The following is a 23,745-nucleotide window of genomic DNA, read 5'->3' as shown; positions in this document are numbered from 1 at the left end:
GGCCGTGGTCGCGGCCCTCCGGCGGGCCTTCCTTTCAACCACGGAGGTGCGACATGGCGATGAAATCCTTACTGAAGAAGCTCGTGCTGGGCGGCTGCCTGCTGGCGGCCAGCAGCCTGTCCTGGAGCTATGCGATCGATGCCGGCAAGGTGGTGGACGACAACGGCAATGCCGTGCAGCTGCGCGGCGTGAACTGGTTCGGCTTCGAGACCAACACCAACGTGGTCCACGGGCTGTGGGCGCGCAACTGGAAGGACATGATCACGCAGATGCAGGGCCAGGGCTTCAATGCCGTGCGCCTGCCGTTCTGCCCGCAGACCCTGCGCGGCACGCCGCCCAACAGCATCGACTACGGCCGCAACGCCGACCTGCAGGGCCTGAGCGCCCTGCAGGTGCTGGACAAGGTGGTGAACGAGCTGAGCAGCCGCGGCATGTACGTGCTGCTGGACCACCACACGCCCGACTGCCAGAGCATCTCCGAGCTCTGGTACACCGGCTCGTACAGCGAGCAGCAGTGGATCACCGACCTGACCTTCGTCGCGCAGCGCTACGCCAGCGTGCCCGGCGTCATCGGCCTGGACCTCAAGAACGAGCCGCACGGCGCCGCCACCTGGGGCACCGGCAATGCCGCCACCGACTGGAACCGCGCGGCCGAGCGCGCCTCGGCCGCCGTGCTGCAGGTGGCGCCCCGCTGGCTGATCGTGGTGGAAGGCGTGGCGGAGAACCCCAGCTGCTCCAGCAGTGGTGGCCACTGGTGGGGCGGCAGCCTCGAGCCGCTGGAGTGCACGCCGCTGAACATTCCGGCCGACCGCCTGCTGCTCGCCCCGCACGCCTACGGCCCGGACGTGTACGGCCAGCCGTATTTCGGCGCCTCCAATTTCCCCGACAACATGCCCGCCATCTGGGAGCAGCACTTCGGCCGCTTCGTGCAGGCCGGCCACGCCGTGCTGCTGGGCGAGTTCGGCGGCAAGTTCGGCCAGGGCGATGCCCGCGACGTGGCCTGGCAGAACAAGCTGGTGGACTACCTCATCGGCAAGGGCATCCGCAGCGGCTTCTACTGGTCGTGGAACCCCAACAGCGGCGACACGGGCGGCATCCTGAACGACGACTGGACGACGGTGCGGACCGACAAGGTCACGCTGCTCCAGCGCCTGTGGGGCGACGGCTCCAGCACCCCTCCCACGACGCCGCCGACCACACCGCCCACCACCCCTCCGACGACGCCCCCGACGACGCCACCCACCACGCCGCCGACCACCCCTCCCACGGGCGGCGCCAGCTTCAGCACCCAGGTCATCGTGGACAGCGAATGGAACACCGGCTACTGCGAACGCATGCAGGTCACCAACACCGGCGGCGCGGCGGGCGACTGGGCCCTGAACCTGACCATCACCGGCACGGTGAACAACCTCTGGAACGCCGTGTGGTCGCAATCGGGCAGCACGCTCCACGCTTCGGGTGTGGACTGGAACAAGACGCTGGCCCCCGGCGCGAAGGCGGAATTCGGTTTCTGCGCGGCGCGTTGACGCGGCGGGCCTTCAACGGCTTCGATAATCCGAAAAAATGCCGCCCTGAATATGGGGCGGCGGCTTGAAAATCACCTGCACCGCCCCGCCGATCGTTGGGATCGGCGGGGCGGTGTGCTTTTCAGGCCCTGGTTGGATTAATCGGCGTGAAAGCGCAGGCCCTGGTTGATCGCGCAGCGGTAGGCCAGCGGTTCGGCGCGCTGCTGGTAGCCGGGCAGGTCGAAGACGAACATGGTGAAGTCGATGGTGCCGTCCGGGCGCACCTGGTAGCGCAGCAGCTGCTGGATCGGCAGGCCGTCGCGGGCAACGGTGAAATGGGCGTCGCTGAAGGACAGCGTGCCGTCTTCGACGATGCGGTAGGCCTCGATGCGCAGGCCGCCGCGCGTGCGGCTCGGGGTGGCGTTGGCGGAGTTGGGGGTGCACAGCGAGAGGTCGATGGCGACCGACACCGCGTCCCCGGCGGCCAGCGCCTGCTGGATGTCGGCCGGATTATCGAGCCGGCTTTTGGCGCTGGCCGGCAGGGCCATCAGGGAAAACGAAGAAGCCAGCAAAACGGCGGCAAGGCGTTGCATTGGAAAAACCTCCATTCATGGTTTTGAATATCGCGGCTTGAAAATTCAAGCGTGGCGATGATATCCAAGCCATGGCAGGAAAATCGCCCGGATTTGTATGCTGAAAAGCATTTTTGTAAATGTCCGAAAGATATTCGGACAAACTGCCTGGGGTATGAGGCAGGCGCGCCGTGCGGGCCATGGCGGCCATGCATACTCGGCGGGTCGTCCGCTCGCCGCGCTGCCGGCGGGGGCGGTTTCCGATCCCTTCAATCCACCCCAAGGAGATGGCCCATGGGCCTCAGCACCCACGTTCTCGACACCATGCACGGATGCCCCGCGGCGGGCATGGCCGTGGCCCTGTATGCCACCCATGGCGAGGCCGCCACGCTGCTGCAGCGGCTGGTGCTCAACGCCGATGGCCGCACCGATGCGCCGCTGTTCGACAACGCCAGCCTGCGCGCGGGCACCTACCGCCTCACGTTCGACGTGGCGGGCTATTTCCGCAGCCGGGGGGTGCAACTGCCCGAGCCGAACTTCCTGAACCAGGTGAGCCTCGATTTCGGCGTGGCCCACGCGGACCAGCACTACCACGTGCCGCTGCTGGTCAGCCCGTGGAGCTACTCCACCTACCGCGGCTCCTGAACGCGGGCCGCCGGGCGGCCCGGGGCGCAGGCCCGGCTCAGAGCTGGCCCTCGGTCAGCGTGTCGAGCTGGAAGCGCCCGGACTTGTGCCACAGCCAGGTGTCGGTGTAGGTGACCTTGCCCATCCGCGAAGGCACGGGGTAGGGCGCGGCGGCGCGCACCGTGCGCTCGATCTCGGCGATGACCTCGGGCGCGTGGCGCGGCGCGCGCATCCAGTTCAGCCGGGTCACGCGGCCGGCGCGGTCGATGTCCACCTGCAGCGTGCCGATGGCGTACAGCAAGGGCGGCAGCTTGCCCTTGTAGATGCGGTGGGCGTTCAGGCCGTACAGGTGGGTGGCGGCGTCCTGCCGGTAGGCGCGGGGCGTTTCGGCGGCCGAGGGGCGCGCGGAGCCTTGCTCGGCAGGCACCGGGCCCACCACCTCCTTCTCCAGCGGGCTGCTGGTGTCCGACGCGGCCTTGGCGGGCGGGGGGGCCGGTTCCGGTCCCGACGACCGGCAGGCCGCGATGAGGGATGCCAGGGCGGCCATGACGCTGGCCGCCAGCCACCGGCCGCGCGGCCGGCTGTGGGGCCGTTCAGGAGAAGGGGTGGGCATGGGCAGGTCTCGCTGTGGCTATGCTGTGCGGTGCCCGTGCTGCCGTTGCGCGGGGCGTACCGGAGGACTCGGATGGTGATGGCGGCGTTGCATCGTTTGCTGGAGGGCTTGGCGCACGGCCCGGCCTGCATGGTGGAGGTGGAGTCTACCCAAGGCTCGGTGCCGCGCGAAAGCGGTGCGTGGATGGCCGTGCTGGCCGATGGCCTGGCCGGCACCATCGGCGGCGGGCGGCTGGAGTTCGATGCCATCGCGCAGGCGCGCCGCCGGCTGGCGGGCGAGGGGGGGGCCGCCGTGCTGCGGTTCGCGCTCGGACCCAGCCTGGGGCAGTGCTGCGGCGGCGTGGTGTTCCTGCGGTTCACCGTGGTGGGACCGGGCGAGCGTGCCGCGCTGGCGCAGCGGCTGGCGCCCCGGCGCACGCCCGTGGCGCTGTTCGGCGCGGGCCATGTGGGGCATGCGCTGGTCCGCGTGCTCTCGGCCCTGCCGTTCGCCCTGACCTGGATCGACAGCCGCGACAGCGTGTTCCCCGCATTCCCCGTGGCCCCGGCCGAGGCGCCGCCAGGCGTGGCGTGCGAGCACTCCGATCCGGTGCACGCCGCCGTGCCGTCGCTGGCGCCGGGCTCGCGCGTGCTGGTCATGAGCTTCAGCCACGCCGAGGACCTGGACGTGGTGGCCGCCTGCCTGCTGCGCCGGCGCGAACGGGGCGACCTGTCCTTCATCGGGCTCATCGGCAGCCGCACGAAGTGGGCGACGTTCTCGCACCGGCTGGCCGCGCGCGGCTTCGCGCCCTACGAACTGGCGTGGGTCACCTGCCCCATCGGGCTGCCCGGCATCGCGGGCAAGGAGCCCGAGGTGATCGCCGTGTCGGTGGCGGCGCAGCTGCTGGCCCTGCCGGTGCCGCCGGACCCCGCGCAGCCCGGGTAAATCCGCACGCCGCCGTGCCGCGCCGGGCGTTCGGCAGGAACGATTCCTGCATACACTCGCGGCACAGGTCGCAGCGGTGCCCGGAGCCGACGCGTGTCGTCAGCCCCCAGGTGCGCGGCCTTTTCTTCTGCTCAGAGCGCCCGCAGTGGTGAGCAGGTTGACCGGGTGGTGCGCCGCGCGCCGCCCCCATGGCGCCTTCGTGCGCCGCCGAGGCTGAGACACATGGAAAGCTATCTCCTCGACTGGGCCAACCTGCTGCTGCGCTGGGTCCACGTCATCACCGCGATCGCCTGGGTGGGCTCGTCGTTCTACTTCGTCTTCCTGGACAGCAGCCTCACGCCGCCGGTCGACGACGACCTGAAAAAGCAGGGCGTGAGCGGCGAGCTCTGGGCCGTTCATGGCGGCGGCTTCTACCATCCGGTGAAGTTCGCCGTCTCGCCGCCGAAACTGCCCGCGCACCTGCACTGGTTCTACTGGGAAAGCTACAGCACCTGGCTGAGCGGCTTCGCGCTGTTCACCGTGTCGTACCTGTGGAGCGCCGGCACCTACCTCATCGACAAATCGCGCATGGACTGGGCGCCGCCCGCGGCCATCGGCGCGGCGCTGGGCTTCCTGGTCGTCTTCTGGCTGCTGTACGACGCCGTGTGCCGCCTGTTCGGGCGGCGCAGGAACGGCGACGCCATCGTCGGCGCGCTCGTGTTCGGGCTGGTGTGCGTGGCCTCCTGGCTGGCCTGCCACTGGTTCGCCGGCCGGGCGGCCTTCCTGCTGGTGGGCGCGATGATCGCCACGGCCATGAGCGCCAACGTGTTCTTCTGGATCATTCCGGGGCAAAAGAAGATGGTGGCCGCCATCCAGGCCGGCCAGCCCGTGGACCCGGTCCACGGCCAGCGCGGCAAGCAGCGCAGCGTGCACAACACGTACTTCACGCTGCCGGTGCTGTTCGCCATGCTGTCCAACCACTACAGCTTCACCTGGAGCCACCCGCAGAACTGGCTGGTGCTGATCGTGATGATGTTTGCCGGCGCGGCCATCCGGCAGTTCTTCGTCATGCGCCACGGCCACAAGCTCGGACGCAACGGCAACCCGCTGCCCTACGCGCTGGTGGGCGTGGCGGCCATCGTCGGCGCCATCGTGTGGATGCGGCCCGTGCCACCGGCCACCACCCCGGTGGCTGCAGGAAATGCTACAAATTTGATAGCTAAAGAAACAAGCAATCCGCCGGCATCGGGCACGATCGGCTACGAAAAGCTGCAGCCCGTGCTGGCGCAGCGCTGTTTCCTGTGCCACGGCGAGCAGGTGCAGATGAAGAACCTGCGGCTCGATTCGGCCCCGTCGGTCAAGCAGCACGCCCAGGCCATCTACCAACAGGCCGTGGTGCAAAAGCTCATGCCGATGAACAACGCCACCGGCATGACGGACGAGGAGCGCGACGTGGTGCGGCGCTGGTTCGAAGGCGGCGCACCGGTGCCCTGACGCGGCCGGGGGCGCTCAGTCCGTCGCGACGCGGGCGGCGGCTTTGCGTGCGCCCAGCGGTGCGCCCGACCGGGGGGCGATGGCGCGGTCCGCGCCCAGACCGCCGATGCGGGCTGGGCCGCGATCGTGGCCGTCCGCCTCCGAGTCGTCCGCCGCGTCGCGCCAGGCCAGGCCGCTCGCGGCCAGTTTGGCATCGTGCTTGGCCAGGGCCGCGAGGTTGGCCACTTCTTCCGCATGCGCAATGGTGCCGGGCGTGATGCGCACCGCGCCGATCGACAGCGTGGTGCAGGTGAAAAAGCGCTTCACGCCGTGCCGGTCCTCGGCCCAGATGCCGCCGGCCTTGCGCGAGGCGTCGTCGAACAGGGCCAGGGCCTCCTGCGCGAACTCGTCCACGATCCGCTGGCAGCGGTGCAGCCAGTCCGTGCTCTGGAACAGCAGCATGAAGTCGTCGCCGCCCACATGCCCCACGAAGTCGCGCTGCGCATCGCAGTGGGCCACGGCCAGGCGCGCCACGAGGCGGATCATCTGGTCGCCGCGCCAGTAGCCGTAATAGTCGTTGAACGGCTTGAAGTGGTTCAGGTCGGCATAGCAGGCGACGAACTCGGTGCCGCTGTCCAGCAGCCGCTGCATGTGCAGGCTGATGGGGATGTTCCCCGGCAGGAAGGTGAGCGGGTTGGCGTGGCGCGCCGCCTCGATGCGCGCCTCGGTCACGCTGCGCACCAGTTAGTCGCCCGTGCCCAGGCCCACGTAGCGGCCGTTGTCGGTGACGATGAAGCCGTCGTTCAGGTAGCGCTGGTCCTGCGAGGTGAGGATGCCCACGAGCTGGTCCACGTCGCAGTCGAGTTCCACCACGCGCGGTGCGTGGTTCGCGAACGCCATGCAGGGCTTGCGCCCGTGCACCTCGCGAAAGTACAGCGTGGCGTAGTGGTTCATGAACTGCTGGCGGTTGATGAGCGCCACGGGCCGCGTGCCGTCCACCACCGCCATGGCGTGCAGGTCGGCATGGGCCTTGAACAGCCCGGCCACCGTGTCGTTTCGGGTCTCAGGCGTGGCCGTGGGCGCCTGCACCACGAGCAGGTTGCGCAGGATGCCCGGCCGCACGTTCTGGCCCAGGTGCGGCAGCACGGCCACGCGGCGGTCGCGCAGCGCATCGAGCGCGGGCAGCAGGATGGTGTCGCGCGGCAGCGGGGCCGGGCGGCCCAGCAGGTAGCCCTGGCCGTAGGGGATGTCGAGGTCGCGCAGGGCGCGCAGGTCCTCCTGCGTCTCGATGCCCTCGGCGATGAGCGTGGTGCCGAACACGTCGGCGATGCCCTTGATGGCCTGCAGCATCTGCAGGTTCTCGGGGTGCGCGCCCAGGTCGCGCACGAAGTATTTGTCGATCTTGACGAAGTCGGGCTTGGCTTCGGACCACAGCCGCAGGCTGGACCGGCCGTCGCCGAAGTCGTCCAGTGCCAGCCGGGCGCCGCTGGCGTGCACTTCCTTCAGCGCGTGGCGCAGCGGCTCCATGTCGGTCACACGCTCGTGCTCGGTGATCTCCAGCACCACCATGCGGGCTGATACGCCCATCGCCTGCGCGGCCTCGGCCAGCGAGGCGCCACCGCACAGCGCCACGCCGCGCACCAGCGCATCGGCGCTGATGTTCACGAACAGGCGGCCGGCCGCGCCCAGCACGCCCCACTGCTGCAGCGCGATGAACACGCACAGCAGTTCGAAGTCCTGCAGCAGGCCTTCTTCGCTCGCGCAGCGCAACAGCGCATCGGGCGTGTGCAGGGGCGTGCCCTCCGGGCCGCGGATCAGCGCCTCGTGCGCGTAGATGCCGCCCTCGCGCAGATCGGCCAGGGGCTGGAAGACACAGTGCAGGCCGTCGCCGCGCATGAGCTGCGCCAGCGGCCCATGGCCGTTGCGCACCCCGGGCGACAACGCCGCCAGCAAGGCATCGCGCCGGCCCCGGGGAGATGCATCGATCATGGTTACAACCTTACACAATTTCACCGCGGACCATAGCCGTGCGCCGTGACAGCGAAATGACAGGTGCCATGCCGCCAGGGATCGCCCACGCCGCTCAGGGGTCGCTGCGCAGGTCGGCGTAGTCCACCGCGTATTTGACGAGCGCCGCCTGGCCCTCGATGCGCAGCTTGCGGCGCAGGTGCAGGCGATGGGTCTCGACCGTGCGCACCGAGGTGCCCATGCGCTGGGCGATGTCCTTGTTGGATCGGCCCTCGGCCAGCAGCTCCAGCACGGCGGCCTCGCGCGGGGTGAGCGCGCGGCCCGACGGCGCTGGAACGGGAGGCGCCTCGTACAGCAGGGCCTGCACGCCTTCGGTGAAGTATCGCCCGCCGGCGTGCACCGCCTCGATCGCCTCCACCAGCTGGCGCGCCGGCGCGTCCTTGAGCACGTAGCCCCGCACGCCCAGCGCGGCCGCACGGCGCACGTATTCGCCATCGTGGTGCATGGACAGCACCAGCACGCGCACCTGCGGAAAGCGGTCGCGGAACACCGTGGCCAGGTGGATGCCGCTCGCATCCGGCATGCGGATGTCGGTCACCACGATGTCGGGCAGCAGGGCGGCGGCCAGGTCCACGGCCTCCTGCACGCCGCCCGCCTCGCCCGCGACGCGGATGTGGCCCGTGGCCTCCAGCCGCATGCGCACGCCGTCGCGCACCAGCGGGTGGTCGTCCACCAGCAGCACGCGGATGGGGGCGCCGCCGCTCATGCGGGCACCTGCGACGGTTCGAACCCGGGGTAGGGCGCGTCGTTGTCGCCCTGCAGCGGCAGCACGGCCAGCACGCGCGTGCCGCCGAGATCCATCGTGCAACTGGCTGCACTTGTTCCGGCGGCGCAGGTGTAGCTCAGGTCCATCGTTCCGCGCTTGCCGTCGTGGCGTGGCCTCCCATAGTGTCGCTCGCTTCTGGGGTTTTTATAGTTACGCTGCGTAACTATAAAGATGATGAGCCCAGGGTTTTGCGCCACCTTTCTTCCTAGAATCCGCAGTTCCAAAAACAAGCGATGCCGGGAAAAGGGAGGATGCATGAAAGACGTGGTCAAGGTGGACCAGGAGCAGTTGCGCGCGCAACTGCAGAAAAAGCTGCCGCCGAAGGTGCGGCTGTTTCAGCTCGACGACATTCCCGGCGTGATGCGTTCGCGCATGGGGTGGCCGGTGGCGGCGGCGCTGATGGAGCGGTGGTTTCGCGGGGCGGCTTTTGAGATGCCCTATGAGATGAAGCGGGGTGATCCTCCCTATCAAACCGCCACGTTGAATTCGGTGCAACTGGATGAGAGCACCGTCTCCATGGCCTGGGCTCTGGGTTTCGCACGGGTGCGGACAGCTATGGCGACGTTGCAGGCGCAGTGGGCCAGCCCGGCCGGTTTGGCACAACTGAGGAAACTGGTGGTGCAGCAGGGCAGGGGGCGCCCTCAGTCGTCTTGGCGGTTCGGCTCGCTGGGTCAGCCGGCCAAGGCCGTGGATAAAAGCTGCCAAGTGAATATCTTGAGCGTAGGGCGTTTGAGCGATCCGCTGGACGACTTCTACGGTGCGATGGGGGAGGCGATACTCAAAGTGGCGGTGTCCGGGGTCGTCACCTCCAACGGCGCTGGAAAGACGGTCATCCGGATCGATGAACTGGGCTTTTACTTGCGAGACTCCTACGATTTCAACGATGGCGACCATCCCTTCCTCTCGCAGCCCTTGGGCTTCTGGGGGTATGGGGGCGTCAGCCGCATCGACCTGGGGGGACGCGTGTCGATTTCTGAACAGTGGGCGAATGAGGAAGAGGCCCAAGCACGGGGCCATGCCTACTGGGTTCAGAATCAGGACTTTCGCCGATGGCGCGGCATGTACGGACGGGGCGGGGACTTCATTGTCCTGTCCGACGTGCATCGGATCCGCCTGCCTTTTTCTATATCGCTGGAGTGGTAATGAAATTGCCCGATTTCAAGAAGGTTCCGTGCATTGCCTGGTGCTTGGCGCTGGACCTGTTGCTGTTGGCTGGCTGGTATGTGTCCACCCCCACTTTCCGCTCCAGCTACAACAGCCCCCGCATGGCGTATCGCCTGGAGTTTTATGACCCATCCCTTCTTCAGCGCATCGTTCATTACGATTTCAGGATGCCCGCCATGGTGCGCTTGTACCAAGTGGACCCTAGGGCCATGCTAGGCGAAAGCCAGATGGTCGATATGAATGGCGGCAATAGCCAGATCATGTGGTTCGTGGACCCCCCCAAGGACCTGCAAATAGTGAGCGTGGGCATGGATGTGGAGTTCAAGAACGTTCCGCTGGAATGCGCCGAGCAGGATTTGCATCTGCCCGAGTGCCAGAAGAATTTCGGCAAGTGATGAAGATGCTTTCCTTGTTGAAGAAAATCCCGTGCATCGCCTGGTGGCTGGCATTGCACGCCGCACTGTTCCTGGCTTGGTACGTTTCCACTCCAACGCTCTACAACCGCTACAACAGCCCCCGGTATGTGTACCGAGTGGACATCTACCACGCCTCCTGGTGGCAGCGGATCACACACCCCGAGATGAAAAAGCCGGCCGTGGTGCGCCTGCACCGATTCGAGTCCAGGGCGCTGCTCGGCGAGAGCCCCGTGGTCGATCTGTGGCACAACGACGCCATCGTCTGGGACGTGGACACGCCCGGCCCCGTGAACAGGGTGCACGTGGGCCGCGATGTGGTTTTTGAAAAACTTCCATCGGAATGCACGCCGCCTTCGCCGCTGCTCAGTTGCGAGGGGCGCTCGTGAAGTGGCAGTCGAGGCAGCTTGTGAAAACAAACAGCCCTCGGAGCGTCTATCTCCTTGAGCTTCACAAAGCATCCATCGTGCGGCGCATCATTCATCACGACTGGAAAATGTCCTGATGCCGCCGCCTTCGTGGCGCGCATGCTGAGCGAATACCCGCAGGGCTTCGTGATCCGCAACGCCGATTTCCCCGTCATCGGAGCGCCCGCCAACCACTACGGCGTGCGCGTCTCCACCCACCTGTGGCACGACGCGCGCGACATCGACCTGCTGGTCGATGCCATGTGGGACCTGTCGCGCAAGATCTGATCCGGCAGCGCGGCCGCATCCATAAAAAAAGCGCGGGAGGCGACTCCCGCGCTTTTGGTTTTGGGGCGCCCTGCGCGCCGTGCGGCGATCAGAAGCGGTGGCGGATGCCCACGCCGAAGCTGTTGCCCTTCGTCTGCGCCGTGATGCGGTCGTTCATGAGCATGGCGTACACGTCGGTGCGCTTGGACAGGAAGTGGTCGTAGCCCAGCGTGAAGGTTTTGCGGTCGATGTCGGTCTGCGTCATCTCGGTCTTGACCCACTCCACCAGCACCTTGCCGGCCGGGCCGACCGGCACCGAGGCGCCCAGCTGCACCGTCTTGGCCTTGTTGGTGGTGTTGTCGGCCTTGGCCTCGCCGTAGCTCACGAAGGGCTTGACCAGGCCGAAGTCGTAGGCGCCCAGCAGCATCCAGTCGGTCTTCTTCGTGCCCAGGTAGGCATTGGGAACGGCAGGGTTGCTGATCTGGTCGCGCTCGTAGAAGCCCGTCAGCGTCACGGGGCCGCCGAAGTAGAAGAAGTTCGCGCCGAAGTTCTTCTTGCCGTTGTCGCCCGGCTGCTCGCCGAACTGGTACTGGATGTTGGCCGAGAAGCCGCCGAATTTCGGCGTGCTGTAGACGATCTGGTTGCTCCAGCCCGTGTCGGACGGCGTGGTCGCGCCCCAGCCGGTGCCGTTGAACAGCGGCACGTTCATGTGCAGGATCAGCGGCGAGAAGGTGAACGAATCGCCGAACGGATTGCCCACCACCGAGGGCAGGAAGTTGGGCGCCATCCAGCGGCCCAGCATCACCGAGCCGAAGTCGCCCGACAGGCTGACGTTGGCATCGCGCGAGAAGAACGTGTCGTTGGCGAAGCGCCCCTGCGAGCCGTTGTCCACCTTGATGAACGAGGTCAGCTGGAAGTTGGCCTTCAGTCCGCCGCCGAGATCTTCCGTGCCCTTGAAGCCGAACCACGAGGTCGTGAGGCCGCCGCTGTCCACGACCGACTTGCGGCCCGCATCGCCGGCCATCTTGATGGACCCAGCGAACACGTCGGCCAAGCCGGTGAGCTGCACGGAGCTTTGGGCCTGCGCCCCGGCGGAACAAAGCAGCGCTGCACCCAGCGCGATCCAATTCTTTTTCATACGACTCCTGCGAAAGGGAAGGGGGGGAAGGAAAAACGTGTCAATTTGCAAAGGGCTCCAAGCAAGGACCGTGCCTTCACCATTCGGCCTGTGGGGGCATGCGGCGCTCGTGGCATCCGGGCGCGGCGGCTGCGGCCTGAGCGCACCGCATTTGACTTTGCTCAACACCGCGCGGCGGTGCTGCGGTCACAGTGGCGGCTCTATGTTTCCCTCTTCTTCCACCCCCGCGCCGACCAAGACCGAGGCCCCTGCAGGCGAAGTGCTGCGCGAGCGCCACCAGCGTCCGGCCAGCGTGCTGTACCTGGACAGCGGCCGTGTGCTGCTCGGGGTGCGCGAGGATGGGCTGCTTCGGCACCAGTTGGGTGCGGTGGAGGGGCCGTGCTGGCTCGATGCCGCTCCCGCGCTGCTCGGCCAGGCGTGCATGGTGGACATGGTGGCGGACACGCGCGTGCTGCTGCGCCGCATGCCGCTGGAGGCCTTCCGGTCCGGCTTCGAATCGCTGCCGTCGCCCGCCCGGGCGCTGGTGTACGACATGGCGCGGGGCTACTGCCAGCAGACCGAGCTGGCCGTGAGCCGGCTCGCGCAGGACGCCGAGGCGCGTTGCGCCCAGTGGCTGCTGCGGCACGCCCAGCAAGACGATGCGGGCACGATGCGCGTGACGCTGCACCAGCGCAAGCGGCTCATCGCCGCGCAACTGGGCATCGCGCCGGAAACCCTGTCGCGCGTGCTGCGCCACCTGCGCGACCACGGGCTCATTTCGGGCACGGGCAATGTGCTCAATCTGCCACGGCCCGGCGCGCTGCAGGTGGTGGCCGGGGTCGGCTGAAGCGCGTTCGGCCGCCCTGGCAAGGAGCGGGGTGGGGTGGCTGCAACGCGCGGCCGATCGGGCAGCGCGGCCATGGCACGGCGGTGCGAAAGGGCTCAGGGTTTCCCCCGGACCGACCGAGGGTTCCACCCAACCCGCGCCCGCAGGGGGCTGCGTATATTCGTTCGCACCCCATTGCACATTCCGCCTGACAGCATGCCCTGCGCCTTTCGCCGCCCCTTTGCCAGAGGTGCTTCGTCCACGGAGCGCCGATGACGCCGCCCTCGCACGAGGCGCTCGAGGCGGAGCAGGACGCGGCGGGCGACACGCCCGGCTGGCTGCTGCCCGGCCGCCTGGTGCAGCGCCTGATGCTGGTGGCCGTGCTGGCGGTGGTGTTCGCCGGGGCGATGGCCGCCTGGACCGTTTCGCGCGCGGCCGGCGAGGAGGCCATGCGCCGCCTGGTGAGCCAGCAGACCGACGAGGTCGAAGTGGTCGCGCGGCTGCTGGCCAGCAAGATCGAGCAGAGCCAGAAGGTGCTCAGCACCGTGGCCGAGGGCATCCAGCCCGTCATGCTCGACTCGCCGTCGTCCCTCGGGTGGCTGCTGCAGCAGGGCCTGCCGGCGGTGCGCTTCTTCGATGCCATGCAGGTGGTGCGGCAGGACGGCACCGTGGCCATCAACCTGCAATACGGCCGCCTGGACAGCGGCTCCAGCCTCGATCCGGCCGAGCGCGACAGCCTGCGCCGCACCATGCTGGAAGGCAAGCCGCTGGTGTCGGGCCTGATCGGCGGGCGGCCGAGCGAGGCGCGCGTGATGTTCACGATACCGCTGCACCGGGACGAGGGCACGGTGGTGGGCGCCGTCTCGGGCGTGCTGCGCCTGCAGTCGCAGGGGCTGCTGCCGCCCTCGATGTCGCTGCCGGCGCGCAAGGAATCCCGGCTCATCGTCTTCACGCGCGACGGCACCATCCTGTCGCACCCCGACCCCGCGCGGGTGATGGGCAGCGTGCGCGACGAGGCCGGCCTGTCGCAGGTGTTCGCGCGGTCGGGCGACAAGGATCAGCCGGTCATGGGGCGCGGCTTCACTGAGCGGCTGCCGGGCCATGTGGTCAGTCTGGCCGGCATGCCCATGACCCAGTGGACGGTGGCGCGCGTGAACGATGCCCAGGCCCTGCTCGCGCCACTGGAGGGCGCGCAGCGCCGGGCCGCCTGGCTGGCGGCCGCCCTCATCGGCGCGGCCGCATTGCTGGCCGTGGCCTGCATGGCCTGGCTGGCGCAGCCCCTCGCCCGGCTGTGCCACCGCGCCGCGCACCTGGGCGCCCGCGCGCCCGGCGCCCGTGAAGACATGCCCTGGCCGCAGGGCGCCGGCGAGGTGGACGGGCTGGTGGCAGCCTGCCGCGGCCTGCTCGACGAGCGCGCCAGCACGCAGTCGCAGATGGGGCTGCTGCGGGGGCAGTTGCAGTCCATCCTGGACCACGCACCCACCGGCATCATCATCACGCGCGGCGAGAACCTGCAGGTCGTGAGCCTGCAGGCCGGCCGCATGCTGGGCTACGAGCCGGCGCAGCTGCAGGGGCGGCTGGCCCGCGCGCTCTACGTGAGCGATGCCGAGTACGAGCACCTCAAGCGGCGCGTGCGGGCGGAGTTCTCGGCGCACGGCACCTTCGATGGCGACGTGTGCTTCCTGCGCCAGGACGGCAGCGCGGTGTGGGCCCGCGTGCTGGGTCGCTCGGTGCGGGACGCCCTGGGCGATGCGGGCACCGTCTGGATGCTGGAGGACCTCACCGCTGCGCGCGAGGCCCGCCGCCGCGAGAACTGGGCGGGCGGGCTCGACGCCCTCACGCAGCTGGCCAACCGCGACGCGTTCAGCCAGCGCCTGCATGCGCTGCTGGCCGACCGCGCGGCCCGCCCCGACACGGTGCAGGCGCACCCGGGCGGGGAGGTGGGCGAGGGCGTGGTGCTGTTCCTGGACCTGGACCATTTCACCGTGGTCAACGCCATCGCCGGGCACGACGCGGGCGACGACGTGCTGCGCCACGTGGGCCGCCTCATCGAGACCCAGGTGCGGTCGGTGGGCTGGGCGGCTCGGCTGGGTGGCGACGAGTTCGCCGTGGTGCTGCCCGGCTGCCCGCTGGGGCGCGGGCTGGCCATCGCCGAGCAGCTGTGCGCCGCCGTCCGTGCGTGGGAGCCCTCGTACCAGGGCCGCAGCTACACGCTGGGCGTGAGCATCGGCCTCGTGCCGCTGGACAGCGGCGTGTACGACGTGACCGCGGTGCTCCATGCGGCCGACATGGCGTGCTATGAGGCCAAGCGCGCGGGCCGCGACCGGGTCGAGGTGCGCTCGGTGCGGGGTGGTCGCGCGCAGGTGCGCGCGGCGTGAAGGCGGGATGTGCCGCGGCGGCCATCGCGCCCTGCCGCCGCCCCATCGCTGGATGCATCGCCCTTGCCTCGTCGGTTTGCCGATAATCGCCCCGTGCCCCAACCCCATCGCCCGCTGCGCAACCCCCTTGCTGTCCACGGCGGGCTGGCGCGTTGGCAAGCCAGCGTGCGCTGGGTCATGGCGTGGTTCGTGCTGTCGCTGGGCGTGGCGGTGGCCTCGCCCATCGTGCATCCCCAGGGGGTCGAGTGGGTCTGCACCGGCGTCGGAACGGTGAAGGCCGTCGTGCATGCCGATGACGGCGTGCAGCCCGCGGGCCTGGCGCACTGGGACTGCCCGCTGTGCCTGCTGGCCGCGCCCCCGGCGCAGCCGCCGGCGGTCGCTCTGCCGGTCGTGCTGCCGCTGTCGCGCGCGGTGCAATCCATTGCGGCCGCGCGCATCGCCGCGGCCACCGCGGCGCCGCTTCCGGCCCGTGGGCCGCCGCCGCTCTCCTGATCCGCCTTCCGATTTCGCAGCGCTGGCCGGCCACCACGGCAGGCCACGCGATGCGATGTTTTTCGCACCGATCAGCGGCGCCCGATGGGGCGCCACAGAGAGCCATTTTTTTATGCACCCAACCATTGCACGACCCGTCGCGCTGGGGATGGCCCTGGCCTGGCTGGCCCTGGCCGCCACCGCCCAGACGCCCACCCCTGCAGACCCGGCGGCCGAACGCAGCCCGGCACTGCCTGCCGTCACCGTCACGGCGCCGGCCACACCGGCGGCGCAGCGCAGTTCCCGCCTCGCCACCGGCACGGCGGGATCGTCGCTGGACACGCCGTTTTCCGTCACCACCGTGCCCGCCGAGCTGGTCCGCCAGCAGGGCGGCACCACCTTGCAGGACGCGCTGCGCAACGTGCCCGGCGCGCAGGCCGACTCGGGCTTCAACGGGTCGCACACGCAGTTCTTCATCCTGCGCGGCGCGGTGACCGACAGCGGCACCGGCTCCAACCGCGTGCTGCGCGACGGCGTGCGGCTGTCCAACTACCCCTATACCCCGGCGTTCGTGGAAAGCGTGGACGTGCTGCGGGGACCCGGCGCGGCCCTCGGCGTGCGCAGCGAACCGGGCGGCACCGTCAACCTCGTGACGCGCCAGCCGCAGTTGGCGAACTTCGGCAGCGCCTCGCTCGGCGCGGGCGCGCACGGCGCGCTGGAGGCATCCATCGACCTGAACCGCGTGCTGTCGGCGGAGAACGAACTGGCCGCCCGCGTGACGGCCACGCGGTCCCAGGCCAGCCAATGGCGGCATGTGGAAGACCGCCTCGACGGCATCAAGCTGGGCCTGGCCCAAAGCGATGGCAACCGCTACCACCTGCGCGCCAACGTGGAGGCCACCAACCAGACCTACCAGCCGGACTATGGACTTCCCGCCCTGGGCGGGCGGCCGGTCGCCGTGCCACGGGACCGGCAGCTCGGCGAGCCGTTCGGCGACTCGACCACCAACAACCGCATCTACGACCTGCACGGCGATGTCGCCCTGTCGGCCCACACGCGGTGGTCGGCCGATTTCACGCACCTGGAGGCGCATTCGACCTCCATCAAGAACCTGCTGAACGGCTCGCCGCTGGCGGGCCAGCCCGCCGGCACCTATGCGCGGGTCTCGGCCTGGGAGCCGGGCACCGAGCGCCGCATCGACTCGTTCTCGACCGCGCTTTCCAGCACGCAGGGCACCGGCGCGGTGACGCACCAGTTGTACTTCGGGGCGGACTACTACAAGGAGGTGCTGAACCAGCCCGCGCTGTCGGTGCCGGCCTCGACCAGCCCGGCCATCAACGTGTTCGACCCGGTGTATGGCCGGGTGACCGCGCCCCCGGCCGGTGCGGTGTTGGCGCAGAGCCTGACGACGCAGGATCTCGAATCCGTGTCGGCGTCCGCTCAGGACCAGATCGACTTCGGCGCGTGGTCGGTGGTGGCGGGCCTGCGCTTCACGCGCCAGCGCTTCCTGTACGGCACGGCCGGCGTGCTGCCCGTGGAGGAGTCGCGCTGGAACCCGAAGCTGGCGGTGCTGCGCCGGCTGTCGGAGACCGATACGCTGTATGCCAACGTGTCCACCGGCACCTCGCCCAACCAGGTGGCTTCATCGTCGAACCAGTCCCTGCCCTCGCGCCGTTCGGCGCAGGTCGAAGCCGGCTGGAAATCGCTGTGGCGCGGCGGCGCGGTGGTCAGCGACCTGGCGGTGTACCGCCTCGATCAGAAGAACATGATCGCGTCCGACCTGAGCACGCCGCTGAACAACTTCGACTTCACCACGGCCGGCAGCGCGCGGTCGCAGGGCATCGAGGCGTCGCTGTCCGGCCAGGTGACGGACCGGGTGGCCGTGGCCGCCACCTATGCCTTCACCCATGCGAAGTACCTGCAGAACCCCGTGTACGGCGGCATGTCCGTCCCCAACGTGGCCCGGCATGCGGCCACGCTGTGGGCGCAGTACGCCTGGAATGCGCAGTGGAAGACGGGCGCGGGCCTGTACCTGCAAAGCCGGCGCTTCGCCGACGAGGCCAACACCACGGTGCTGCCGGGCTACGCGCGCGTCGACCTGAGCCAGACCTGGACGACGACGCTGGCCCACGGCCAGAGCGTCGAGGTCCAGGCGACGGTGCGCAACCTGTTCGACCAGCACTACTTCGTGTCGAGCCACCTGCACGTGAGCCGCTGGATCACGCCGGGGCAGGGGCGCAACGCGTTCGTCTCGGCCACCTACCGCTTCTGAGCGTCCGCCGCCCGGTCCATCCCGCCCAGTGCCCGAAGCACGTTCTCGGCCGTGGCGGGCGCGGTCAGCGTGACCGGCTGCCGGGCCGCCTCAGCCGGGCGCGCTGCGGCAATCGCGTTGCGCAGGGCCTCGTACACGCTGATGGCCAGCATGAACGGCGGCTCGCCCACGGCCTTGCTGCCGCCCACGTTGTCTTCCCGGTTGGCCTCGTGCCACAGCGCCACGGTGAAGCGCTCGGGAATGTCGCCCGTGGCCGGGATCTTGTAGGTGCTGGGGGCGTGGGTGGTGAGCCGGCCCTGGTCGTTCCACACCAGCTGCTCGGTCGTGAGCCAGCCCATGCCCTGCACGAAGCCGCCCTCGATCTGGCCGATGTCGATGGCCGGGTTGATGCTGCGGCCCACGTCGTGCAGGATGTCCACGGCCAGCACGCGGCTCTCGCCGGTGAGCGTGTCGATGGCCACCTCGGTGCAGGCCGCGCCGTAGGCGAAGTAGTAGAACGGCCGGCCGGTGAGCGTGGCCTTGTCGTAGTGGATCTTGGGCGTGCGGTAAAAGCCGTCGCTCCACAGCTGGATGCGGTTGGCATAGGCCTCCTTCACCACGTCGCCCCAGTCGCGCACCGCGTGGGGCGTGATGACCTGCCCGCCGGCGAATTGCACCTCGCCGGCGCCGCAGTGATCCAGGCCGCACACGAAGGCGGCGAGGTTGTCGCGCACGTGGCGCGCGGCGAACTGGGCGGCGCGGCCGTTCAGGTCGGTGCCGCTCGATGCGGCCGTGGCACTGGCGTTGGGCACCTTGCTGGTGTCGCTGGCGGTCACCAGCACGCGCGCCAGCGGCACGCCCAGTTCGTCGGCCACGATCTGCGCCACCTTGGTGTGCAGGCCCTGGCCCATCTCGGTGCCGCCGTGGTTCACCTGCACGCTGCCGTCGGTGTACACGTGCACCAGCGCGCCGGCCTGGTTGAACAGCGTGGCGGTGAAGCTGATGCCGAACTTCACCGGCGTGATCGCCAGCCCGCGTTTGAGCACGGGGCTCGCGGCATTCCAGGCCAAAATGGCCTCATGCCGGCGTTTATATTGGCTGGATTGCTCTAATTTTGGTAGCAGATCGTGAAGGATGTTGTCCTCCACCGGCATCTGGTAGTGGGTGACGTTGCGGTCGGTGGTGCCGTACAGGTTGCGCATGCGCACCGCGAGCCCATCGCACCCCAGGGCCCGTGCGATGTCTCCCAGGATGGCCTCGATGGCGATCACGCCCTGCGGCCCGCCGAAGCCGCGAAAGGCCGTGTGGCTCTGCGTGTTTGTCTTGCAGCGGTACGAGGCGATCTCGACGTTTTCCAGGAAGTACGCGTTGTCGCTGTGGAATACGGCGCGGTCGGCCACGGGGCCCGACAGGTCGGCCGAGAAGCCGCAGTTGGCCGCCATGCGCAGCCGCAGGCCCGTGATGCGGCCCGTGCCGTCGAAGCCCACGTCGTATTCGTAGGCGAACGGGTGGCGCTTGCCCGTCACCATGAAGTCCTCGTCCCGGTCCAACCGCAGCTTGACCGGGCGGCCGAACTTATGGGCCGCCACTGCCGCCCACACGGCCAGGTGGCCGGCCTGCGTTTCCTTGCCACCGAAGCCCCCGCCCAGGCGCCGGCATTCCACGCGCACCGCGTGGTTCTCCAGCCCCAGGGCGTGTGCCACCCAGTGCTGCACCTCGCCCGGGTGCTGGGTGCTGGAGTGGATCCACCACTGCCGCTGCTCCAGCGGCAGCGCGTAGGCGATCTGGCCCTCCAGGTAGAAATGCTCCTGCCCGCCGACCTCGAAGCGGCCCTGCAACCGGTGCGCCGCGCGGCCCAGGCCCGCGTCGGCGTCGCCGCGGCGCACGAAGACGGGCGGCAGCACGTAGCTTTCGGCGGCCAGCGCCTCGTGCACGGTCAGCACCGCGGGCAGGGGGGTGATGTCCGGCACCACGGCGCGCGCGGCGCGGCGGGCCTGCATGACCGAGTCGGCCACCACCAGACCGATCACCTGGCCCACGTGCTGCACGGTGTCGATGGCGAACACGGGCTCGTCGTGCGCGAAGGCGGCCAGCAGCTTGTCGCCCGGCACGTCGGCGCTGAGCACCACGCCGAGCACGCCGGGCAGGGCCAGCGCCGCGCGGGTGTCCACCCCGTTCAGGCGCCCGTGCGCCACGGGCGAGAGGATGGGCGCGGCATACAGCGTGCCCTTCACCTCGGGCAGGTCGTCGATGTAATGGGCGCTGCCCGCCACCTGGGCGCGCGCGCTTTCGTGGGGATGCGATCGGCCCATGGCGCGGGCCGGCGCGGGGGCGCCCTCGGGCGGGCGGGCCTGGGGCGTTTGCGGGCCGGCGGCCCCGGCCGCGTTGGCGGCGATGGCCACGGGGTCGTCTTCGGCGTCGCGGCTCAAGGGGGCGTCGTCGTGCCGTTTCATGCGAGGGCCTCCGGGCGCAGTTGCTCCAGCAAGACGGGAATGGGCAGGGGAACGGGCAGGGGAACGGCCTGCGGCCCCTGGCGCTCCAGCCAGAAGCGGCGGAGCAGCCCCGCGAGCACGGCACGGCGGTATTCGCCGCTCGCCCGCATGTCGGAGATGGGCTGGAACTCGGCCTGCAGGGCGGCCGCGGCGCGCTCCACCGTCTCCACGGTCCAGGGCTGGCCGGCAAGTGCGGCCTCGGTCTGCCGGGCCCGCGCGGGCGTGGCGGCGACCCCGCCCGCGCCGATGCGGGCGCGCCGCACCCGGCCGTCGGCGATGTCGAGGTTCAGCACCAGGCACACGGCGGAGATGTCGTCGTCCAAGCGCTTGGACACCTTGTAGGCCGCCAGCGATTCGCCCGGCGCGGGCAGCGGCACCTCGATGCGCACGAGCAGCTCATCCGGCGCCATCACGTTCTGGCGGTAGCCGGTGTACAGGTCTTCCAGCGCCAGCGTGCGTTCGCCGCGCAGGCTGGCCAGCACCACGCTGGCGCCCAGCGCGATCAGCAGGGGCATGGAGTCGCCGATCGGCGAGCCGTTGGCCACGTTGCCGCCCAGCGTGCCGGAGTTGCGCACGGGCAGCCCGGCGAAGCGCGCGGCGAAGCGGTGCAGCATGGGCCAGTGGGCCTGCAGCGCATCGAACGCGTCGGCCAGCGGCACGGCCGCGCCGATGGACAGCCGCCCGCCCTGCGTGCCCATGCGGCGCAGCTCCTGCGCCCGCGTGACGTCGAGCATCTGCGCGAACTGGCGGTGCTGCTTGGTGATCCACAGGCCCACGTCGGTGGCGCCGGCCACCACCTGGGCGGTGGGGTGCGCGGCGCGCGCGGCCAGCAGTTCGGCCAGCGTGACCGGGGCCAGGTAGGCGCCGTTGGCGGCCGGCTCCGGCCGGGACAGCGATGCCAGCTGCGGCAGCAGTTGCGCTTCGTCCACCTGCATGCGGGGCAGGGCGGCCATCCGCTCGGCCGCGTCCAGGATGGGGCGGTAGCCGGTGCAGCGGCACAGGTTGCCCGACAGGTCGTGCACGGCCTGCTCGCGCGTGACCGCGCGGCCCTGGCACACGTGATTCTGGTACATGCCGAACAGGCTCATCACGAAGCCCGGCGTGCAGAAGCCGCACTGCGAGCCGTGGCACTGCACCATGGCTTCCTGGGCGGGGTGCAGGCCCGGCGCGCTGGAGGGGGCGCCGCTGGAGGGCGGGGTGGCGGGCGGCGCGGGCTGGAGCAGCGGGTCCTGGTCCAGGTCTTCCACCGTCCACAGCGCCATGCCGTCGATGGAGTGGGCCAGGCGGATGCAGCTGTTCACGGCCCGGTAGCGCACGCGGCCGTCCACGGCCTCGCCCAGCACCACGGTGCAGGCGCCGCAGTCGCCCTCGCCGCATCCTTCCTTGGTGCCGGTGTGGCCCAGGTCTTCGCGCAGCACCTCCAGCAGGGTGCGGTCGGGAGGAACATGGGCCAGCGTCACGGGCTGGCCCCGGCGGATGAATCGCAGCGGGCGGGTGGTGGTCATGCGTTGTGCAGGGCAGGGTTCGGTCGTTGGGGCCAGTGTGCGCGCCATGTCGGTACAGGGTAGTGGGCCCGGGGGTGGCGGCGCATATGGGCGAGCGTATAACGGCCATGCGCCGGGCGCCATGCCCGCACACCGGCCGTTGCTTTGGCACCCTTTACTGCCTTCGCCTGGCACGGATGCTGCGTCCCTTCGTGGCGCCACGCCAAGGTGGCAGGCCGCAGACCCCAAGGACACCGGATGGACATCGATTTCTCGCAACTCGGCGCCTACGAGCGCTACAAGCTGATGGCCAGCCTGATCGTGCCGCGCCCGATCGCGCTCATCACCACCCTCGGGGAGGACGGCACGGTGAACGCCGCGCCGTTCAGCATGTTCAACATGCTGGGCGAGGACCCGCCGGTGCTGATGGTGAGCATCAACCGGCTGCAGGGTGGCCGCCTCAAGGACACGGCCGCCAACATCCTGCGCACCGGCGAATTCGTGGTGCACATCGCCGACGAGGCCATGGCCCAGCGCATGCATGCCTGCGGCGATGCGCTGCCGCCGCACGAGAGCGAACTGGTGCATGCCGGCCTCACGCCGGTGCCGTCGCGCAGCGTGGCCCCGCCGCGCATCGCCGAGGCCCCGGTGGCGTTCGAATGCGTGCTGCACGAAACCATGGAAACGGCCAGCCGCTACGTCTTCATCGGCCGCGTGCAGTGGCTGGGCGCGCGAGAGGGCCTGGTGGACACCGAGCGCTGGCGGGTGCGGCTGCAGGACTACCACCCGGTGGGGCGGTTCGGCGCGAGCTTCTATGTGACGACCGGCGACCGCTTCTCGCTCGACCCGGCGCCGCAGCCGGGCGCCGCGCGTTCGACGGCCATCGACGAGATCTGACCACCCGCGCCGCCGCCTCGGTAGTTGCCTGGCTCGCGGTCGCGCGGCCTCGGCGCTACAGTGCGATCTTCCCTTGCCTTCTTCACTGCGCCTTCGCTCGCCACCGGCAGGCCCGGCGTGCCATACGCGATGGCGTATGGCTGGAATGCCCCGACCCTTATGAGAGACCAAGCCCTTTTCGACAAGATAGACCTCCATCTCATAAGGGTCTTGCACACCGTGTTGACTGAACGCAGCGTATCGCGGGCCGCCGTGCGGCTGGGCATGCACCAGCCGGCCGTGTCGGCGGCGCTGCGCCGCCTGCGCGACCTGGCGGGCGATCCGCTGCTGGTGCGCTCGGGCGCGGCCATGCTGCCCACCGATGCCGCGCTGCGCATGGTGGAGCCGGCGGGCGCCATCCTGCGGTCGGCCGAGGCGCTGTTCTCCGATGCGCGCGGGTTCGACGCGCGCACTGCCACGCGCACCTTCCGCATCGCCGCGAGCGACTACCTGGACCCGCTCTTCCTGCCGCGCCTGGTGGCTCGCCTCAAGGCCGAGGCCCCGCTGTGCCCGGTCGAGGTGCTGCCGCTGTCGGCCGACGCGCACTACCACGCGCACCTGGCACAGGGCGAGGTGGACGTGGTCATCGGCAACTGGCCCCAGCCACCCGACGACCTGCACATGGGGCGGCTTTTCGGCGACGAGGTGGTCTGCCTCGTGAGCCCCGCGCACCCGGCGGTGCGCCGCGGCTGGGACACGGACGAGTGGCTGGCCGCCGAGCACATCGCCCCCACGCCTACGCACCCCGGCGCGCGCGGCGTGATCGACGCGCACCTCGACTCCCTGGGCCTGCAGCGCCGCGTGACCGCGCGCTGCGCCCATTTCAGCCTGATCCCGGAGATGGTCGCCGCCAGCCTGCTGGTGCTCACCACGGGGCGGCAGTTCTGCGAACGCTTCACCGACCGCCTGTCGCTCACCGTGCTGCCGTGCCCGGTGCCCTTCCCGCGCCTGATGTACTACCAGCTGTGGCATGCCCGCACCCACCATTCGGCCGCTGCCATGTGGCTGCGCGACAGCGTGCGCACCGTGGCGGCATCGCTACGAAAAACATAGCGGCC

Annotated in this window: 19 protein-coding genes and 2 pseudogenes; 14 read left to right on the top strand and 7 right to left on the bottom strand. The window is 69.7% G+C overall.

Features of this window, described 5'->3' with window-relative positions:
* Positions 1 to 53: 53 nt before the first annotated feature.
* Positions 54 to 1,526, top strand: coding sequence for a cellulase family glycosylhydrolase (locus AVAK2825_RS07780; RefSeq protein ID WP_284396233.1), 1,473 nt, complete (start codon positions 54 to 56; stop codon positions 1,524 to 1,526).
* A gap of 137 nt (positions 1,527 to 1,663) precedes the next feature.
* On the opposite strand, the gene AVAK2825_RS07775 is transcribed toward AVAK2825_RS07780, so the two are convergent.
* Positions 1,664 to 2,098, bottom strand: coding sequence for a VirK family protein (locus AVAK2825_RS07775; protein WP_284396224.1), 435 nt, complete (start codon positions 2,096 to 2,098; stop codon positions 1,664 to 1,666).
* A 273-nt stretch (positions 2,099 to 2,371) separates the two neighbouring features.
* On the opposite strand from AVAK2825_RS07775, the gene uraH reads away from it, so the two are divergent.
* Entirely contained in the window at positions 2,372 to 2,722 is a 351-nt protein-coding gene (gene uraH / locus AVAK2825_RS07770) for a hydroxyisourate hydrolase (protein WP_284396223.1), read from the top strand.
* A 37-nt stretch (positions 2,723 to 2,759) separates the two neighbouring features.
* Here uraH and AVAK2825_RS07765 read toward each other — a convergent pair whose 3' ends face one another.
* Positions 2,760 to 3,248 carry a hypothetical protein gene (locus AVAK2825_RS07765; RefSeq protein WP_272569618.1) on the bottom strand — a complete coding sequence of 163 codons (489 nt, stop codon included), beginning with the start codon at positions 3,246 to 3,248 and terminating at the stop codon, positions 2,760 to 2,762.
* A 144-nt stretch (positions 3,249 to 3,392) separates the two neighbouring features.
* Between AVAK2825_RS07765 and xdhC the strand changes: the two genes are divergently transcribed.
* Complete coding sequence (gene xdhC, locus AVAK2825_RS07760; protein WP_284396220.1) at positions 3,393 to 4,235, top strand: xanthine dehydrogenase accessory protein XdhC; 843 nt, start codon at positions 3,393 to 3,395, stop codon at positions 4,233 to 4,235.
* Positions 4,236 to 4,457: 222 nt separating this feature from the next.
* Positions 4,458 to 5,708: a urate hydroxylase PuuD gene (locus tag AVAK2825_RS07755; RefSeq protein WP_284396219.1), complete on the top strand. Its 1,251-nt coding sequence runs from the start codon at positions 4,458 to 4,460 to the stop codon at positions 5,706 to 5,708.
* A 15-nt stretch (positions 5,709 to 5,723) separates the two neighbouring features.
* Here the strand turns inward: AVAK2825_RS07755 and AVAK2825_RS07750 are convergent.
* Positions 5,724 to 7,676 (bottom strand): annotated as a pseudogene (locus tag AVAK2825_RS07750) (EAL domain-containing protein).
* 94 nt (positions 7,677 to 7,770) lie between these two features.
* Positions 7,771 to 8,421, bottom strand: a complete 651-nt coding sequence (locus AVAK2825_RS07745) for a response regulator (RefSeq protein WP_284396217.1) — start codon at positions 8,419 to 8,421, stop codon at positions 7,771 to 7,773.
* A gap of 315 nt (positions 8,422 to 8,736) precedes the next feature.
* Between AVAK2825_RS07745 and AVAK2825_RS07740 the strand changes: the two genes are divergently transcribed.
* The 4 genes and pseudogenes from AVAK2825_RS07740 to AVAK2825_RS07725 all read left to right on the top strand — a co-directional run.
* The gene (locus AVAK2825_RS07740; protein ID WP_284396215.1) at positions 8,737 to 9,624 is read left to right on the top strand and encodes a DUF6402 family protein; all 888 of its coding nucleotides are present in this window, start codon (positions 8,737 to 8,739) and stop codon (positions 9,622 to 9,624) included.
* Positions 9,624 to 10,040 carry a hypothetical protein gene (locus AVAK2825_RS07735; RefSeq protein ID WP_284396212.1) on the top strand — a complete coding sequence of 139 codons (417 nt, stop codon included), beginning with the start codon at positions 9,624 to 9,626 and terminating at the stop codon, positions 10,038 to 10,040. Before AVAK2825_RS07740 ends, AVAK2825_RS07735 begins: the two co-directional genes overlap by 1 nt.
* Positions 10,040 to 10,447: a hypothetical protein gene (locus AVAK2825_RS07730; RefSeq protein WP_284396209.1), complete on the top strand. Its 408-nt coding sequence runs from the start codon at positions 10,040 to 10,042 to the stop codon at positions 10,445 to 10,447. Before AVAK2825_RS07735 ends, AVAK2825_RS07730 begins: the two co-directional genes overlap by 1 nt.
* A 117-nt stretch (positions 10,448 to 10,564) precedes the next feature.
* Positions 10,565 to 10,753 (top strand): annotated as a pseudogene (locus AVAK2825_RS07725) (aminotransferase class V-fold PLP-dependent enzyme); the annotation flags it as partial.
* Positions 10,754 to 10,841: 88 nt separating this feature from the next.
* Here AVAK2825_RS07725 and AVAK2825_RS07720 read toward each other — a convergent pair.
* Entirely contained in the window at positions 10,842 to 11,870 is a 1,029-nt protein-coding gene (locus tag AVAK2825_RS07720) for a porin (protein WP_272567786.1), read from the bottom strand.
* 202 nt (positions 11,871 to 12,072) lie between these two features.
* On the opposite strand from AVAK2825_RS07720, the gene AVAK2825_RS07715 reads away from it, so the two are divergent.
* From AVAK2825_RS07715 to AVAK2825_RS07700, 4 genes are all read left to right on the top strand, one after another.
* Positions 12,073 to 12,696 (top strand): Crp/Fnr family transcriptional regulator, encoded by a 624-nt coding sequence (locus AVAK2825_RS07715; protein ID WP_284396205.1) that lies wholly within the window; start codon positions 12,073 to 12,075, stop codon positions 12,694 to 12,696.
* A gap of 251 nt (positions 12,697 to 12,947) precedes the next feature.
* A complete protein-coding gene (locus tag AVAK2825_RS07710) occupies positions 12,948 to 15,053 on the top strand; it encodes a sensor domain-containing diguanylate cyclase (RefSeq protein ID WP_284396200.1) in 2,106 nt (701 codons plus the stop codon).
* A 177-nt stretch (positions 15,054 to 15,230) separates the two neighbouring features.
* A complete protein-coding gene (locus tag AVAK2825_RS07705) occupies positions 15,231 to 15,545 on the top strand; it encodes a DUF2946 family protein (RefSeq protein ID WP_284396311.1) in 315 nt (104 codons plus the stop codon).
* A 112-nt stretch (positions 15,546 to 15,657) separates the two neighbouring features.
* Positions 15,658 to 17,796, top strand: a complete 2,139-nt coding sequence (locus AVAK2825_RS07700; protein WP_284396198.1) for a TonB-dependent receptor — start codon at positions 15,658 to 15,660, stop codon at positions 17,794 to 17,796.
* On the opposite strand, the gene xdhB is transcribed toward AVAK2825_RS07700, so the two are convergent.
* Positions 17,784 to 20,228 (bottom strand): xanthine dehydrogenase molybdopterin binding subunit, encoded by a 2,445-nt coding sequence (xdhB, locus tag AVAK2825_RS07695; RefSeq protein WP_284396197.1) that lies wholly within the window; start codon positions 20,226 to 20,228, stop codon positions 17,784 to 17,786. The genes AVAK2825_RS07700 and xdhB overlap by 13 nt on opposite strands.
* Positions 20,225 to 21,772 (bottom strand): xanthine dehydrogenase small subunit, encoded by a 1,548-nt coding sequence (gene xdhA, locus AVAK2825_RS07690; protein ID WP_284396195.1) that lies wholly within the window; start codon positions 21,770 to 21,772, stop codon positions 20,225 to 20,227. The genes xdhB and xdhA overlap by 4 nt, the downstream gene beginning before the upstream one ends.
* 237 nt (positions 21,773 to 22,009) lie before the next feature.
* On the opposite strand from xdhA, the gene AVAK2825_RS07685 reads away from it, so the two are divergent.
* Positions 22,010 to 22,648, top strand: coding sequence for a flavin reductase family protein (locus AVAK2825_RS07685; protein WP_272551489.1), 639 nt, complete (start codon positions 22,010 to 22,012; stop codon positions 22,646 to 22,648).
* 159 nt (positions 22,649 to 22,807) lie between these two features.
* On the top strand, positions 22,808 to 23,740 hold the full coding sequence (locus tag AVAK2825_RS07680) for a LysR family transcriptional regulator (RefSeq protein WP_284396187.1): 933 nt from the start codon (positions 22,808 to 22,810) through the stop codon (positions 23,738 to 23,740).
* Positions 23,741 to 23,745 lie beyond the last annotated feature (5 nt).

It is taken from the genome of Acidovorax sp. SUPP2825, from assembly GCF_030158995.1.
GTDB lineage: Bacteria > Pseudomonadota > Gammaproteobacteria > Burkholderiales > Burkholderiaceae_C > Paracidovorax.
The sequence above is the reverse complement of the archived record's forward strand: the minus strand, read 5'-3'. Positions and strand labels throughout refer to the sequence as shown.